The 15,038-nt window shown below is 44.9% G+C and carries 14 protein-coding genes; 2 read left to right on the forward strand and 12 right to left on the reverse strand.

Translation table 11 applies throughout. The features are described 5' to 3' along the window. Positions 1-182: 182 nt before the first annotated feature. Positions 183-1,274 (reverse strand): Get3/ArsA fold putative tail anchor-mediating ATPase NosAFP, encoded by a 1,092-nt coding sequence (locus P5674_RS19070; protein ID WP_006618132.1) that lies wholly within the window; start codon positions 1,272-1,274, stop codon positions 183-185. A 174-nt stretch (positions 1,275-1,448) separates the two neighbouring features. Continuing rightward, on the reverse strand, positions 1,449-1,646 hold the full coding sequence (gene petP, locus P5674_RS19075) for a cytochrome b6f subunit PetP (RefSeq protein ID WP_006618131.1): 198 nt from the start codon (positions 1,644-1,646) through the stop codon (positions 1,449-1,451). 129 nt (positions 1,647-1,775) lie between these two features. Between petP and P5674_RS19080 the strand changes: the two genes are divergently transcribed. Further along, positions 1,776-2,300, forward strand: coding sequence for a phycobiliprotein lyase (locus tag P5674_RS19080; RefSeq protein WP_006618130.1), 525 nt, complete (start codon positions 1,776-1,778; stop codon positions 2,298-2,300). Between the two features lie 153 nt (positions 2,301-2,453). Here the strand turns inward: P5674_RS19080 and P5674_RS19085 are convergent, their stop codons facing one another. From P5674_RS19085 to lpxD, 6 genes are all read right to left on the reverse strand, one after another. After that, entirely contained in the window at positions 2,454-2,930 is a 477-nt protein-coding gene (locus P5674_RS19085; protein ID WP_231852058.1) for a hypothetical protein, read from the reverse strand. Between the two features lie 4 nt (positions 2,931-2,934). Beyond that, positions 2,935-5,220: a DUF3769 domain-containing protein gene (locus P5674_RS19090; protein ID WP_014277550.1), complete on the reverse strand. Its 2,286-nt coding sequence runs from the start codon at positions 5,218-5,220 to the stop codon at positions 2,935-2,937. Positions 5,221-5,458: 238 nt separating this feature from the next. Further along, positions 5,459-6,130, reverse strand: a complete 672-nt coding sequence (locus P5674_RS19095; protein ID WP_014277549.1) for a DUF3318 domain-containing protein — start codon at positions 6,128-6,130, stop codon at positions 5,459-5,461. A 64-nt stretch (positions 6,131-6,194) separates the two neighbouring features. Then, positions 6,195-7,013, reverse strand: a complete 819-nt coding sequence (locus P5674_RS19100) for a radical SAM protein (RefSeq protein WP_035737304.1) — start codon at positions 7,011-7,013, stop codon at positions 6,195-6,197. 72 nt (positions 7,014-7,085) lie between these two features. After that, the gene (locus P5674_RS19105; RefSeq protein WP_006618125.1) at positions 7,086-7,490 is read right to left on the reverse strand and encodes an AbrB family transcriptional regulator; all 405 of its coding nucleotides are present in this window, start codon (positions 7,488-7,490) and stop codon (positions 7,086-7,088) included. A gap of 575 nt (positions 7,491-8,065) precedes the next feature. After that, a complete protein-coding gene (lpxD, locus tag P5674_RS19110; RefSeq protein WP_006618124.1) occupies positions 8,066-9,115 on the reverse strand; it encodes a UDP-3-O-(3-hydroxymyristoyl)glucosamine N-acyltransferase in 1,050 nt (349 codons plus the stop codon). Between the two features lie 269 nt (positions 9,116-9,384). On the opposite strand from lpxD, the gene P5674_RS19115 reads away from it, so the two are divergent. After that, positions 9,385-9,684 carry a hypothetical protein gene (locus P5674_RS19115; RefSeq protein ID WP_006618123.1) on the forward strand — a complete coding sequence of 100 codons (300 nt, stop codon included), beginning with the start codon at positions 9,385-9,387 and terminating at the stop codon, positions 9,682-9,684. Between the two features lie 12 nt (positions 9,685-9,696). Here the strand turns inward: P5674_RS19115 and P5674_RS19120 are convergent, their stop codons facing one another. The 4 genes from P5674_RS19120 to P5674_RS19135 all read right to left on the reverse strand — a co-directional run. Further along, entirely contained in the window at positions 9,697-10,476 is a 780-nt protein-coding gene (locus P5674_RS19120; protein ID WP_006618122.1) for a TrmH family RNA methyltransferase, read from the reverse strand. A gap of 400 nt (positions 10,477-10,876) precedes the next feature. Then, a complete protein-coding gene (locus tag P5674_RS19125) occupies positions 10,877-12,922 on the reverse strand; it encodes a VgrG-related protein (protein ID WP_006618121.1) in 2,046 nt (681 codons plus the stop codon). Between the two features lie 18 nt (positions 12,923-12,940). Continuing rightward, positions 12,941-13,783: a CIS tube protein gene (locus P5674_RS19130; RefSeq protein WP_006618120.1), complete on the reverse strand. Its 843-nt coding sequence runs from the start codon at positions 13,781-13,783 to the stop codon at positions 12,941-12,943. A 172-nt stretch (positions 13,784-13,955) separates the two neighbouring features. After that, positions 13,956-15,038: hypothetical protein (locus P5674_RS19135; protein ID WP_315670205.1), on the reverse strand; the 1,083-nt coding region annotated here is incomplete at its 5' end.

The raw sequence follows: 15,038 nt of genomic DNA on the forward strand, positions 1-15,038 counted from the left end.
TAAAAGCTTTGCGGGATACCGCCTCTGTTACCTTAACGGGTAATAGTGCTATCGTCGCATTGTCAGGCAATAGCCGGATAAATGTCGCGTAAATGTATCAGTTCGGATGATTTGTGGTGCGTCAGGTCAGATTTTTATGGTATTAATTATTAGAAATTTTTCTGACGCACCCTACCATGAGGTCAAAGAGAAACAATCAGATAGCCATTTTGAAATTTAGCCCCAGTTACAGGTTGACCAGTCAGGGAAGGAGGTAGCAAAATATTACGGCGTTGATCTCCAGCCTCAATAGTCAGTTCAGGACCATATTGGGTGAGTTTGATCTGTTTTTTATCAAATCCTGGTAAAAATAGGGTGACATGACGGCGCGCGACATCAATAGAGATGGAACGCGGGGCGCTGGTTGCCCCGCTAAAGTCCGGTAGGGCTTTGATTAAAGTTTCCCAGTTGGAAGCAGCTTCTGGAATGGCTGTAACCGTCAGGGGGGCGAAGCTGTCAGCCAAATAGCTGGTTTGTTGGCTCCGGTTGAGGAGAATACCACCCACAGTTAAGCCTACCTGTTGAGCGCTTCCCCATAGGTAACTAGCCGTAGCCTGCGCCACTTCATCTTCCGTAGTCACCAGATAAGCACTAACTCGGTTAGGGTCTGATACTGCGGATTTTCCCTGTTCCAGAACATTGCTCATTTCTTTAGTAGGTCCGGCGAAGGTATCCCCAGAGATATCAACACTTAACACCGTACTAGCAATGGGTTGCACAAATGGAGATAGTGCTTTTCCTAAGTCCGAGTCCAGAAATACCTGCCGAAATCTTCGGATGTACCAACTGAGAATTTCTGGCATTCCCAGCATCCTTAATGTTTCCTGGCTATTATTGCCATCATAGACGATCGCATCATAATCGCCACTATTGTCATATTCTCTCAGAGCATTGAGGGCTAGGGCGCTATCCATTCCTGGTAATACCCCCAATTCCTGACCGTAGACATTCTTAAAAAAAGGAGTGCGTAGGTATTGCGCCTCTATGGTCTTGACTTGTTCCCAACTGCTTTCTAGTAAAGCAGCGCACTGGAATTGTACTGCTTTGAGGTTGGTTTCTACAGGGGTGGGTAACGTAGTCAACTTCGTTCCCAGTAGCAGTCCTGGTGCTGGCCCGCTGTCCGAGGTAGCCAGTAAAACCCTTTTACCTTCGGCGGCGAGTCCCTTCGCCGCAGCGATCGCAATTGTACTTCTACCTGTACCACCCTTACCCAAAAATGTCAGAATCACAGCCATCAATGATTTCCTATATGGTTGGCGATCGCGCAGTCTAGGTTCACCTCACCCCCCCATGAGAGGCGATATATGCTACCTAAGCCTGACGCGATCGTTCAATAGATCAGTTATTTATCCTATCCCAGGAACCGCACCTGAGCTGCTGATCGCCGATAATCCATTGTCAAGCGCCCATTATTCTAGCTCATCTTCAAAAAACCAAGTCGATAGGCTATTGTCAAATTGGACGACAAAACCAATGCCACTGCCATCGACCATTTTAAAGCCTTTGACAGTTCCAAATGGATTTTGCTTGAGTTGATTAACGATATTTCCCGGTATGCGATCTCTGATGCGCCGGACCTTTACTCGTTGACCGATTTCGATTGCCACTTCCAGTGTTCTCCTTGGCTATTGAACCAATCCACAGTTTATCAGTTATCCGGTCTCCCTTTTTAGTAGTTGTGTTGAATAACCAAAGTGTTTAAGCTATTTGTTGGTTAATTACAATGCACGAAAATCATGGATATTGTCGAATTTTTTGAGTTGAGTGCGGGAAAGTGGTTTTCTCAGCGGACTGTACACAATTTGACTTCCGGTAACCTCGAGGCTGGTAAATCTAATTTGGTCATGGAAGCCCTTGCCCCTGATCATGCTATAGTTACAGACATCTGCTCCAGCCACGGGGTTGATGCCGGATTGGTAGCTAAGGGTTTACAGTTAACTTGGGAAGGCACTATAGAATCAAATCCTGATCAGCAACGAGGTTCAGCCGTTTTAGTTACAATATGCGATCGCTCAACTCCCCTACAAGGAAAACTTTTGCAGCAGCAACAAGCCCATGGCCAGAATCAATCCTTAATCGGTCGTTATCTCATGGGTAAGGATGATGTTTTGACCTTGTCGATCGAGTCTGATCAGTTTAAAGCCGAGGAGAGGATCTGGTATTTGATTCCTAATCTACGCCTGCGAACCAGTATTGTTAATTATAATAATGGATTGGCTTTGGCTTCTTTTTGCTCAGAAATTCGCATGGGTTTAACGTAAAAAATCACCCCCAATAACCGGTTTAATATTCCCGGGGTAATCAGCCCCTACATCATAATTGACAATTGACAATTGATAATTGATAGTTACCCCAGCTAAATTGCTCCCCCTCGTAGAGACAAGCCACCCCTTGTCTCTGCTTTTACATATAGTCTATTGACTATTTTCCACAATGGCTTGCAATTTGGCACAAAAGTCTGAGTAGTGAAGCGGCAAAGTCGGGGTTTTCTCGCTAATTGGCAGAGATTCAATAACTGCTTCTTCATGGTCTAGGATTTCATGGTCTAGGATTTCATTCTCAGGCTTTTGTTGATTGGTTTCTGGTGTGTTATTGTGGACAATTTTATAATCTTCAAAAGCATGAGGTAACTTATTACAAATTAACCGCTCAAACTCCGAGTTAAAGTGATAAATGGGCTGATTGCGACGTTTCCACATTTCTAGTATTTGCTGAACAGAAATAGATTTATAACGCCCCAAATAGAGGGCTTCAATCACAGCAAGATGCAGCCAATTCACATCATATATTTCCGACCACTTGCTAATAATTTGATTTGCGGAATTTCCATCTAGGTCAAAACTGTAATGATTAAGCAGGACTTGGGCTTGTTCTGCGGGTGATAGGCTCATAGGGCTAATCATCAAAAGGGGGTGAGTCCCCAGTCCAGTTAAAATCACTAATCCTAAGACTGAAACTTCCCAGTCTTTGGACAGGATTAATTCTGAGGATGACACCATAGGTGCGCCGACTGTATTCTAAAGTAAATTCATTATTTAACGCTAAACCGCTATCTAAATTAATGGCTGATTCTACACCACCCCTTAACCCCCCATAAATTTGCTGAACTAATCCCAAAGTCAGGATTCTTTGGTCTACCATGCGATCGAATAAAAACGGAGATGCACCATCGATCGCCACTTGAGTATAGAATAAACTGAAACCCGTATAGTCCAGATAACTGCGGGAAAAATGCCCTAGCTGTCCTTGGATGCCCACACTACTACTAAGATAGAATTGGGATTCATCCTCAGAATACAAACTAGCCGAACCTCTAGCAATTCCCACCAGACGCACAAACGGGATAACAGGTCTGGGAGTGTATCTCAGTCCCTCCGAAGCCGTAGCAGGGAGAGCGGAACCATTCCACAGGGGAATTGGATAGATCAGAGTCCCAACAGTTTGAAAGCGTTGGCGACTGATGCGATCGTTTTCGCGTTCCGCCTCCAGAAGGTCAAAGCGATCGGTATTCGCTTCTATGGCTTGGTAGCCTGTTTGAAAATTAACATATCCTCCTGATGGTCCGATCAAGATATTAGGTACCGTCAGAACCGCCCCAAAACTACGGTGGACAGTTTGTGACCCCAGAGTTCCGTTAAATATCCGTTCCCGATAGCTATATTCCCCCGTGAGCGTGTAATCTTCTAATGATTGGCGAACCCTTAATCTCGCCCTATAAGCGTTTTCCCCTAGGTTGGGGAAGTCTTCAAAGTTACTAATTTTTAACTGTCCCTCTATAGAAGTAGTCGGGGTAATGCGACCAGATAAACGGGTGTTTAAGCCATAAAATCGAGGGTCAAGTGGCGATAAACTTTCCGAAATAGCCCGCTGTACTAACACCTGGGGAGCCACTTTTAATTCTAACGGTCCTAATTCAATCGGCGTTAGGTTCCACTGGACAAAATAACCATCGAGGTCTCTCAGGTCATAGCCAAATTCTAGGGGACTCGGTTCCCTTTGGCGACGGTCAATAATAGTGCGATCGCGAAATAGCGGTATCGAGAAGCGTTGGTCGAACACTAAACGCGATCGACTCGTCAGCAATTCATCTTGTAGGGGAGAGATCCGCCTTAATTGAGCATTATCCGCCCTCAGTTCCAATTCGGGAGGCGAAAAAGGGTCATTAGTAATGCGGATATTAGTAGCCTCCCATTCTCCGTTAGGTTGAATATCGATCCGTTCAGCTTCAAACCTTAAACGATTTACAGTCCCCCCAACTTGTGGGAAACCAGCACCAGTTACCTGGATTTGAGTCTCTCCGGTAGTGGTAACTTCCGTCACCGGTTGCGCTTCCGTCAGGGTATCTGACAGAGACCCCGAAAAAATCGGCGCAGGGGTGAGGTTGGTTGGTTGTTCTATGTCAAAGTCAGAAGCAGTCGATTGGGTCACAACCACCCCTCTCGCTTCGTAGATAACTCCCGTACTACGCACAAAGTTATATTCCATCTGGCTCCCCTGAACCAGTTGTTCCCCCCTTTGTAGGGCGACATTTCCCCTGGCGGCGGTTTGACGGGTGTTCAGGTTGACTTGGGCTTGCTCCGCTTCGATTAGGGTTTCTCTAAATCTGATTCTGACATTCCCTCTAGCCGTGATGATTTGTCGCTGTTGGTCAAATTCCTGTTCGGCGGCTGTGACTTCCACTAAGTCTGTCGGCGGAATTACTGGTATAGGAATGTTATCTGACCCGGTAGGTTCTGTTTGGGCTAGGTATAGGGGACGATGGCGATCGAAAGGTGTAAATTTTTGGCTGCTATTAATCCCGTAACTCGATGAGGAGGCGATCGCATTTTGGGAAAATTCTTCACCAAGAAACCCCCTTTCTATGGGAGTTGTGGGTGAATACTCAAAAATATCCCTAGAAACCTCGTTTCTGGGAATTAGATACAATTGCGTTTTCCCGTAAATATCTGACCAGTTACGGGTCATCGGCTCACCCAGAAGCGCTGCTGATGATTCCCGGTGAATTTCCGAGCTTCGGCTTGATGGTAGAACGTAGGAGATTGTTTGATTATGCTGTATATATCCGTTTGAACCAGACTCCGATTGATTCCAACTCTGATATGACGGGGGTTGATTCGGGCTTGGGTTAACAAGGGTTTCGATAATCGCTGGTGGTTCAGGAGGTGGGACCGGATAGGGCATAGTTTACTGAAAAACTCGGTTCTAACATATTCGCATCATATCAAGTCCGCTTCACGCAGTATATCTACTTATCCCAGCCGGATCTCTTGCGTCACCCCAAACGGCGGGCCCGTCAATCTTCTCGCCCCCAGATAGTCGCCGCCGTGGAACCCACAGAGCCAAGACAGAGGGCGGGCCCGTCAATCTTCTCGCCCCCAGATAGGCTGAACATTGGAACCCACCCCTACATGATTATCCATTATCCGTAAATGCTCTCGGAACTGGAGGATGAGGAATCTGGACTACTACCTTTCACCCTGGCTTTAGCTTTAGCCGCACTGCGCTTGAGAGCCTGTAAACGTGCTTCGTAACGGGCTCTTTGTCGCTTTTTGGGTGTTTGTTCAATTAACGTCTTTAAGGCACTACCAAGGCTCTTGTAGGCGTTGGGGAGTGTATAACCAAAACGAGATGCGATCGCGATCGCCTTTTCATCAGCTTCGATCGCTTCCACCAGGGTTCGCTCCCCATTATTTTTCTGATACAACCGATAGCCAGAAACTCCACACAGAGCCAGAGCCAGTAATAACAGCAGTCCATCCTGTACCCACAGTTCTCCTACCGCACCCCCTAAACCAATAGCTAGGGCTGCCATTTCCCAGCCATCTCTGGGGATAGTATCATTTTGAATGCGGGCGACTTCGTGCCAAAACAACAGGTTGCGCTGGTCTAGGGCTAGTTGTTCCCAGCGAACTAAATCAATTTGAATCTCTACTTGATCTTTGCCAATTTCTTCTGAGCGAATCAATAGTGGGTTAACCTCAATGGTTTTCTCCACAGTTACCCAACTCTGCAATTCAGGGGGTAGCAAACTTTTCAGTCGCCGGAGTTCGCTCATTTCAGATCTGGCGGTCGAGGTTGCGTATGATGTCATAGTTCCGGCTGTATGCAGTTTATATCTATTCTGACACACCCGCCAATTAGCGACAATTATCCAGTTAAACTGTGGCAGGAATTGGCGCGGTTCTTACCATAATACCCGTTTTTTGCTGAATTTCTTGGGCGAACTCGTGCAGAATTTCGGGATCTACGCAGCGCAGCGATCGCACTTGATAAGGACGATTGGCCCTTGATGTATGGTTTTCACGACCATCGAATTGTCGTTGTACTGGTTTGGGACGCTTAGGGGTGTTTAATTGGATTTCCCTAGGTGCAACAGCAGCCATTAAACTAATATACTCTCTCCTGGTGGACTCGTCCCAAGGACAAAGCAGCATCGTTTGAATCCCTATTTCCCCCTGATAGTCCTGGCGAAACTCCAAAAGTCCTGCCATGATCTCGTTGAAGTCTATACCGGGGACAGGTCGGTTCACCCGTCTTAGTTGGTCTGATGATACCCCATCTAGTTTGATGGATACCTTATCTGCGATCGCCAAATCCGATCGCACCTGGGGGTCATTTAACGTAGTACCATTAGTCAGAACTAGAGTAGGGCGATCGCTCAACCTCTTAATTCCCGTTAAAATTTCTCCCAAATTCGCCGCCAATGTCGGTTCACCACTACCACTGAGGGTAATCACATCTACCGACCTGGGGGCAAAATTTTCTAGGCTGGTCAAAATCTCCGCTGTAGGTACATAAACTTGGCGATCGCTCGTTTTCTGTTCAATTTCCCCAAGCTGACAGTAAACGCAGTTAAATGAACAGGTCGAAACCACCCCAATTGGGTCAATTCCTAGCGATCGTCCATAACGCCAGGAAGACACCGGACCATAAACCGGGGTGAATGGGTTTAATGCAATTGTCGAATCGCTCATCATCATATATTTATCCCCAAACGGGTATCAATAAGAGTCCCACTAACTATCAGGTGGGATCTCTCATTATTACTATTCTTCCTCTAATTCAGCAAAATTAACCACTTTACCGTTTTCTTCCACCTGAATCAGATGAATGTGTTTATATCCTAGTTTAATATCAAACTGATCACCCGATTGCAATCCCATTTCCTTAGTATAAGTCGAGCCGATCACAATTTGACCATTTTTGTGAACACTGACCGTATAGGTAGCATCCCGACCCCTACCGTCCTTGGGAGTCTCCGAATTAAAGGGAATCCCCCTCGCTTTCAGTAAAGCATCGTAAAAATCAGTCAGATTCACCCTGACTTGACCATCTTTTATCGTGTAATAACCGCACAGTCTGGCGGTTTCTCGCCGGGTAGTATCAGAAAGTTCTTTGACTTTTTGAAGCAAATCCTTTCCTACTAACGGAGTTGTTGCTGCTTGTGACATTGCGAAAATACCTTTTCTAACTGGGAAGTATTAATAAACTTACTCTGTAGCATTCCTTAATTATCTATGAACCAGTAAACCTTCTCAAGTTGAGTCAACCATTTCCTTAGTCAGGTAATGGTAACATGATCGGGATTTTTTAGTGATTCAGAGTTAAGTAAGGATCGCTGATGCAGTTTTTGACCGCATCAAAAACCATAATATCCTTAAAACAATCATTTTGACAAATACAGTTTGAGTATCGGTATCTAGTATCCTCTTTCGATATATACAATCCAATATAAATCATTTTTGATATGTAAATCATCAAATTTGGGCTATTTAAGATAAATTCCAGCTATAGCCACAGTTAGACAATTTTCTGTAATTATGGTCTAATCCAAGTTCTAAAAAAGCCTGTTACACTTATCCAAGTTCTAAAAAAGCCTGTTACACTTATCCAAGTTCTAAAAAAGCCTGTTACAAATTAGCATATCCGCGCCAGGGAGATGAGGGAGGGGAAACAGTATAGCAGCCCGATCAAACTATACTGAACTTCCTACCCGGAGAGTAAATAGGTGATAATACTCTCTATGTTATTGATGCAAGCCGAGGTGACGCTGAATGTGTTTCAGGGTTTGATAAATTTCGGGGAGTCGTTTACGAATGGCGGAATTTTTCAGATAAAGTTTATTGTCAATGGCTGGGGAGTCTGAAACCACAGCGCCTGGTTTAACATCACTGTGAATACCAGCTTGGGCGGTGGCGATCGCACCTTTACCAATTTTAGCTTGATTAGCAATTCCCACCTGACCAGCGAGAATCACCCGATCGCCAACAGTGACACCACCTGCTAACCCCACCTGGGCGGCGAAAGCACAGCCACAACCAATTTTACAGCCATGACCAATATGGACTAAATTATCTAATTTGGTCTGGCTACCGATGCGAGTTTCTCCCACCGCTGGACGATCTATGGTGCTGTTACACCCGACACTCACCCCATCTTCAAGTACCGTAATTCCTGATTGTTGCATCTGTAACCAACCTTCTGGGGTAGGGACAAAGCCAAAGCCTTCAGCGCCAATGACTGCGCCACTATGAATAGTGCAATCTGCCCCAATCTCAGTACGTTCGTGGATAGTACAGTTAGCATGAAGTATTGTGCGATCGCCAATTTTCACTTGAGGATAAATCACCACATTGGGATGAATACAGACATCATCGCCAATTTTTGCCCCAGACCGAATCACTACATGGGGGCCAATATGCACCCGGGAACCCAGTTTAACATCAGGTGCAATGGTTGCTGTGGGGTGAATTTCCGGCCGAGGATGATAGGGTTGATAAAATAAGGCGATCGCCCTCGCAAATAGCAACCGTGGGGATTCTGTGGACATCCAAGCTAGTCCTTGTGCGATCGCTTGGGCTTGTAAAGCCTCATCAACAGGCAAAATTACCGCATCAGCTTGGGTAGTAGCCAAATAAGCAGCAAACTTTTGTCCTTCGATATAACTGAGAGTACCAGCCTGAGCCTCATCAATGGCTGCTACACCATGAATAACCGGATCTATGCGATCGCGATCTTCGAGACTGTGGCTAACTACTCCATCTTTTAATTGCTGTAGGACATCACTAAATTTCATAGCTCATCAAAGTTATAGTCACCTTTAGAGAATAGCCAATCTGTGTGCGTCACAGGACATTCCGGGGCTGGTTTTCCCGAAAGCTAACCGACTTCAACCGACCTGACAGGGGAAACCGATAGCTTTTGGGTTGTTGTTGATGTGATGGCGATAACCTAGCGCTATTAGTCAGTTTTGCGGTATAGTGTGGGGATGCTGTGGGATTGCAGCTTTTTGAATGGCAGGGGTAGGCTGCGAAAACCTATCTCTACCCCTAATAGGAGTTGATCATGACGGATAAACACCAGCGCGATATGCGTCGTCATGCTGCCGAAGAGTTCGTTAAATCCTTTCAACAGGAGTTACTTGAGGCATTCCAACAAGAAAATGAGTCATCGGAGGAAGCCCCCTCTCTGGATCATTCCCCCGTGGAACCCCGGAGAGATAATTACCCTTCGAGTCCTATTAGTCTGTCAGAACTTGAGGAGGCTATTTCGGATATTGAGCAGTTTTTGGAAAGCCAACGGGAACACCCCTCTAGTCCAGATACTCTCAGGGAAACACAATCAGATCCTTCTGAGGATGATTAACCGCCACGGCGGTTAACTGTCCAGTCGTTGACGCTGCGCTTCATATAATATCAACGCTGCACAAATAGCCACATTCAGAGATTCAACATTCCCCAACAGAGGGACTCTAATATGATAGTCCGCTAGGCTGGTTAAATCTGGGGATAAGCCAGAACCCTCATTTCCTAAGACGATCGCTGTCGGTGGGCGCAAGTCAATTTCCCAGTAACTTAGGGAAGCGTCCGCGCGGGTAGCCACAATTTGTATACCCTGTTTCTGAATATCACTTAGTTGGGTGATTAGGTCTGAATGCACCGCTATGGGAACCTCAAACCAAGCACCAGCAGAAGCACGGAGGACTTTGGGATGGGTTGGATCAACGCTATCACTACTTAACCATAATCCCTCAACTCCCGCCGCTGTGGCTGTACGGATCATTGTTCCTAGGTTGCCAGGATCTTGCACCGTTTCTAGGACTAGCCCTAAACTGGTGATGGGAACTGGGGTTTGGTCTCGGCGGCGGGCGATCGCTACTACTCCATCAGGGTTAACTGTGGTCGTCATAGCCGCTATCAGGCGATCGCTTACCTGTTCAGTGCGATCGGCCCTTTTTACCGCCAATTCCCACAGGTCTCGGTGACGTTCCTCCCATTGGGGAGTACAGCAAACCGCCATGATATCCCAATTCACAGCACAAGCTGCTTCTACTAGGTGGGTTCCTTCTAAGATAAATAGTCCCTCCTCTCGTCTTCCTTTCGCTGTATGTAACTGCCGAATCTGCTTAACTAAGGGGTTTTGTGGGCTGGTTAGCATTTAATTTTATGTGGGGGCGCAAATTTGATTTTGCCATCCTAACCTCACTCAGTCAACTAACCTATTTACCTAATGATCAGGCTTTGTTAATTTTTGTTGCAAAAAATTAATAAATGTTAAAATTTTTCCGTTTTGGGGGATGTGGGTAGCTTTTTTTATTGACTTGGGTTATATTAATAATATAATCGGAATATGTGCCCAAAAAATATTGTTTATCCCAAACAATCATAATTTTTATGTCAAGATAATAGCAGGAAATCGCCGCCTCTGTCAACCCCTGTCGAGGAATATGGGCTGCTGTTTTGAAAAAAGATGATAATCGGGGCTTGGTTATCGGGGCTTGGTTATCGGGGTTTGGTTAAGGTGTTCCCTGGTGAATATGCGATCGCTAATTGCTATATCAAAACCTCATATTCCTAGCCTGTGCTTGCGCCTCCTGTACTTGTCGTTTCTGTTCCTCTGTAGCTAGGTTTTGCTGTTCGTCTAGCTGGTTTTGTTGGTTGAGGAAGTTCTCGAAGTTCTGCTGCTGTTGCTGAAGTTGGTTATTGAGAGCGGCGGTGGTTTGGTTTTGGCGGCGGTCGATCGCCTCTTGGGTTCTAACATAATCCTGAAATTGCTGTTGTTGCTGTTGTTGCTGCGCCGCCAAATTAGCGATCGCATCCGCCACATTCATCCCCCCCGTCCCGCCGACCATTAAAGCCGCAGCCGTTACAGCTCCCGTCACGTTGACATTAGCAGTTTGAATGTCAATTTTGCGGGTACGATCATCAATGCGGATGCGCTGATGGCCAGATGTCACTATCTCTATAGTGCGATCGCTATCATTAAGCCTAATTTGATGACCGCCACTGGTTTGAATATAAACCCCATCCTGGCTAGTGCGACTGAGATCCTCCTCCACAAACTGGATTTTATGGCCGCTGCGGGTAGTGAAACTTCGCAGGCGCACTTTCCCCCGATTAGAAATAGTCTCCTCAACAGGCTCTGGGGGACTATCCTGGCCATTCCATACCCCACCAATAACATAGGGACGGTGGATATCTCCATGTTCAAAAGCCACTAGCACCTCATCATTAATTTCTGGGAGACAGTAAAAGCCTCGGTTAGGTCCAGCCCCAATACCCACAACCCTAGCCCAGGCGCTGGCGTGGGCGCTCCCGTCCCCTTCAGGGGTCAGCGTCGGAAATTTCACTCGCACACGCCCAAGACCCTCTGGGTCATAGTTATGAGTAACAATACCCACTAGATGGGTTTGCCCCGGTTTCAAACCTATTTTGGGAGAAAGAGTTGTCAAAATTGAACCGCCCCGTAACCCCCTAACACTAAATTCTGTGCTGTATCTCCCTTCTTGATACAGGTGGCGCGTTTCGGTAATGTAATATTTACCGCTATAACGCCCCATCCCCGTTAATTCCACCACTTTCCCTACCCGAATATTCGGGTTTCCCGGAGCATGGGAGTCCGCTTGCACAAATTCTCCCTCGAGTTCATTATAGAGAGCCTGAGCCATCAAGTCCGCCGCTTTGGGGCTGGAAACAGGCCGATCTACAACAATCATTTTCGGCGGCGGGAAGTTGCTCCCAAAAAGTCCCGTGGTTAAGCGATCGCCACCTGATGACCTCCCTTGAAACTGACTCGAGTGCCCCTCCTGGGAATTACCCTCGATTTGAGTGATTTTTTCCGAGCGATCGGCTACCGACACAATAGGCTGTTTTCTAGTATAATCCCAGCTTCGCACTTCCACTGAGTCAACCTGTTCCGCACTGGTGACTTGGACTCGAAAACTTTCAAAGTCTTTTAGCCATTTCAATCTCAAAATATCCCCTCCCTGGGGGCGACGGAAAAATAGTTTCCCATCTTGAACGAATAATTCAAATCCAATTCTAGCTGCTCTGTCCCGCAGGAATTCCATATTGGTCTGGTTTTCCTGAAAGACATAGGCTTGTCTTTCTCCGCTCGGGTCGATTCTCCCTCGCTCAATTCCTACTTCTCTCGCGATTTTCGCAACTATATCGCTATCGGTATAATCCTGGAAAGAACGGTTATAGCGCCCTCGGTGCAGACGGTGGGAAATGTCATAACCCCGAACTATAATCGGTGCTTGGGTGTCGCTGGTAAAGTGTGTTTCAATCGCCGTAATTTCTCCTTCGATAATGTAGTCTTTTTGGTCTTGGTTGAATTCTGGAGATTCCGTTGTGCTACCTTGAAAACCAATCTTGACTTTTTTGCCAATTTGTAGTAGGGGATCGTGTTGCCATGTTTGGCTTTCGTCGTCTACCGGAACGTAGGGATTATTTATAGCCAGTGTGAACATCCCCGGTAGGTGCAAACTCTCTTCTACCGAAATTTGCAGCAAATCATTCATTAAAGCCGACAGGGATAATTGGTCAGCTCCTTCAATTTGCAACAGAGGACTGGAAACATACAGACTGCGATCGCTTGCCATGACTACAATGATATGTTATTATTTACTGATAATTTTACGACGCTCACTAAAACTGCGATCGGCAACCCCCAGATCCACTTCTTTCAGCTTAATCGTCACTCGGGCGCGTACTGGTGTACCATCTGGTTTAAACATCGTCAATTTATAATCTAAACTTTCCACCATACAACGCATATAATTTTTATCCCCCCAAATTAAGTAATAAACCGGGGGTCGTCGCAGCTCTAGGGCTTGTGTTGCAATATCTCCCCCACCATATTCCGCCAATTCCATGGCATTCGCATTCACCCCTAACAAGTTACTAGACAGGCTAGATACAGCCGATTGAATTACAGTATTAGTAACACTAGCTTTGACCAATCTTTCACTGTAACCTTGTTCTTTCGCAAATGGATCTTTAAAGGAACTAAAGTCTACAGCATCCAGAATAGGCTTGATTTGATTCAATACATTTTCACCAGTTTCATAGGTATCGAACACCAGATCAGTTAACGTCAATTGGTAGGGTTCTACAAAACCAAAGTTCACCTTCGGTAAACCTCTACTTGTCCGCGCTCCCTTGATATCTTCAATCGAAACAGACCTACTTAACTGCAAGTCTGTAGGGTTAAATTGAAACCGGATAATATTAGCGCCTTCTCCACTTCTCGGAATCAGAGCAGCTTTGACCAGTTTCCCACTTTTGAACTCAGACCTTTGATAAAGAGAACTGGCTGCATCCTCTTTTTTTCGCTCTAAGGATAAATACTGCTGATCTCGAGTTTTGTCATATATAGCTGCTCCTTTAAGCAAAGCAATATCGGCTGTACTTGTCGCGACATCCTTAGCCAAATTACTGAGCCATGAATTCCCTTGTGTCATAATTCACCCCTTTTCTAATTCCACGATAATCAAGATGATTTATCATCAGTCTTTATGCCTGTAATTAGGTATATTTTTTATGATAAATAATTCCACTATACCACTATTATTGATTAATTACATAAAAATTTAACTTTTCTTTATATTTTCATCAATCCTTAAATATCTTGAATTACCACGGAAAACGTCCAGAAGACCTATGGGAACCATAACGCTCTCTTTCCACTTGAAATCGCTGACAAATAAATCTATATATTTCTATAGCTAGTGCTTCTAGTTGTTCAGATGTTACAACTTCTTCTTCTGATTTAGATTCTGGTTGATTATGGTCATCATCAGTTGTGGCTTTGGCTTTTATATTTTCCTCTAATTCATAAATATCTTGCTCCCTTAATGATTCGACTTGCTGAGACTTTTGGGATGAAATTGTCTGCTTTAATCTGGCTCTATCTTGAATAGTTTTTTGCATAATTTCTTTGATATTAGATGGTTTATTGTAAAATTGAGAAGACAAAATATTACCCTTGGAACTTACCTGAAGACTATCTGGAATATATGGATTTTGCGGGAAACTAACATTTGTATTTTGGTTATTTTTGAATTGATTTAACCTGGAATTTTTTTGATTATTTATGTTGTGAATATTGTATGGATTGTGAGAGACTAAATTTTTCTCGTTAAAATCACTATTTTTGGGGTTATTTTTATTAAAATTTTGATGATTTGAAGCCTCATTATTTTTTGTTATAAATTTATTTTTAAAAAATCTTTGAATTTCGGGAATATTGCCATTTAAAAGCATTTCTTTAACCGTTATATTTCTAGTAGAAATACTTGATAATAATTCAGCTTCTCGTTGAATAGATGATGAATCATTTTCAGATATCCCATCATTTACATCTCCCGAATCCGAGGTTTCCGATGGTCTCTGAATGGGAGATGAATCCGAAGTTTCGGAAAGTCGTTGAATTGAGGGGGAATCATCAGAGGCGATCGCATTATTTACATCTCCCGAATCGGAAGTTTCCGAGATTCGTTGAATTGAGGGGGAATCGTAAGTAGAGGCGATCGCATTATTTACATCTCCCGAATCTGAGGTTTCCGAGAGTCGTTGAATTGAGGGGGAATCGTGAGTAGAGGCGATCGCATTATTTACGTCTCCCGAATCTGAGGTTTCCGAGATTCGTTGAATTGAGGGTGAATCGTGAGTAGAGGCGATCGCATTATTTACGTCTCCCGAATCTGAGGTTTCCGA

The sequence above is a fragment of the Limnospira sp. PMC 289.06 genome, from assembly GCF_032350395.1.
In the GTDB taxonomy this organism is placed as follows: domain Bacteria; phylum Cyanobacteriota; class Cyanobacteriia; order Cyanobacteriales; family Microcoleaceae; genus Limnospira; species Limnospira platensis.

Bases quoted from the DNA above. Each gene is read 5' to 3' on its own strand.
- P5674_RS19070 (WP_006618132.1), bottom strand. From the start codon at position 1,274: ATGGCTGTGATTCTGACATTTTTGGGTAAGGGTGGTACAGGTAGAAGT.
- P5674_RS19080 (WP_006618130.1), top strand. From the start codon at position 1,776: ATGGATATTGTCGAATTTTTTGAGTTGAGTGCGGGAAAGTGGTTTTCT.
- P5674_RS19085 (WP_231852058.1), bottom strand. From the start codon at position 2,930: ATGAGCCTATCACCCGCAGAACAAGCCCAAGTCCTGCTTAATCATTAC.
- P5674_RS19090 (WP_014277550.1), bottom strand. From the start codon at position 5,220: ATGCCCTATCCGGTCCCACCTCCTGAACCACCAGCGATTATCGAAACC.
- P5674_RS19095 (WP_014277549.1), bottom strand. From the start codon at position 6,130: ATGACATCATACGCAACCTCGACCGCCAGATCTGAAATGAGCGAACTC.
- P5674_RS19100 (WP_035737304.1), bottom strand. From the start codon at position 7,013: ATGAGCGATTCGACAATTGCATTAAACCCATTCACCCCGGTTTATGGT.
- P5674_RS19105 (WP_006618125.1), bottom strand. From the start codon at position 7,490: ATGTCACAAGCAGCAACAACTCCGTTAGTAGGAAAGGATTTGCTTCAA.
- lpxD (WP_006618124.1), bottom strand. From the start codon at position 9,115: ATGAAATTTAGTGATGTCCTACAGCAATTAAAAGATGGAGTAGTTAGC.
- P5674_RS19115 (WP_006618123.1), top strand. From the start codon at position 9,385: ATGACGGATAAACACCAGCGCGATATGCGTCGTCATGCTGCCGAAGAG.
- P5674_RS19120 (WP_006618122.1), bottom strand. From the start codon at position 10,476: ATGCTAACCAGCCCACAAAACCCCTTAGTTAAGCAGATTCGGCAGTTA.
- P5674_RS19125 (WP_006618121.1), bottom strand. From the start codon at position 12,922: ATGGCAAGCGATCGCAGTCTGTATGTTTCCAGTCCTCTGTTGCAAATT.
- P5674_RS19130 (WP_006618120.1), bottom strand. From the start codon at position 13,783: ATGACACAAGGGAATTCATGGCTCAGTAATTTGGCTAAGGATGTCGCG.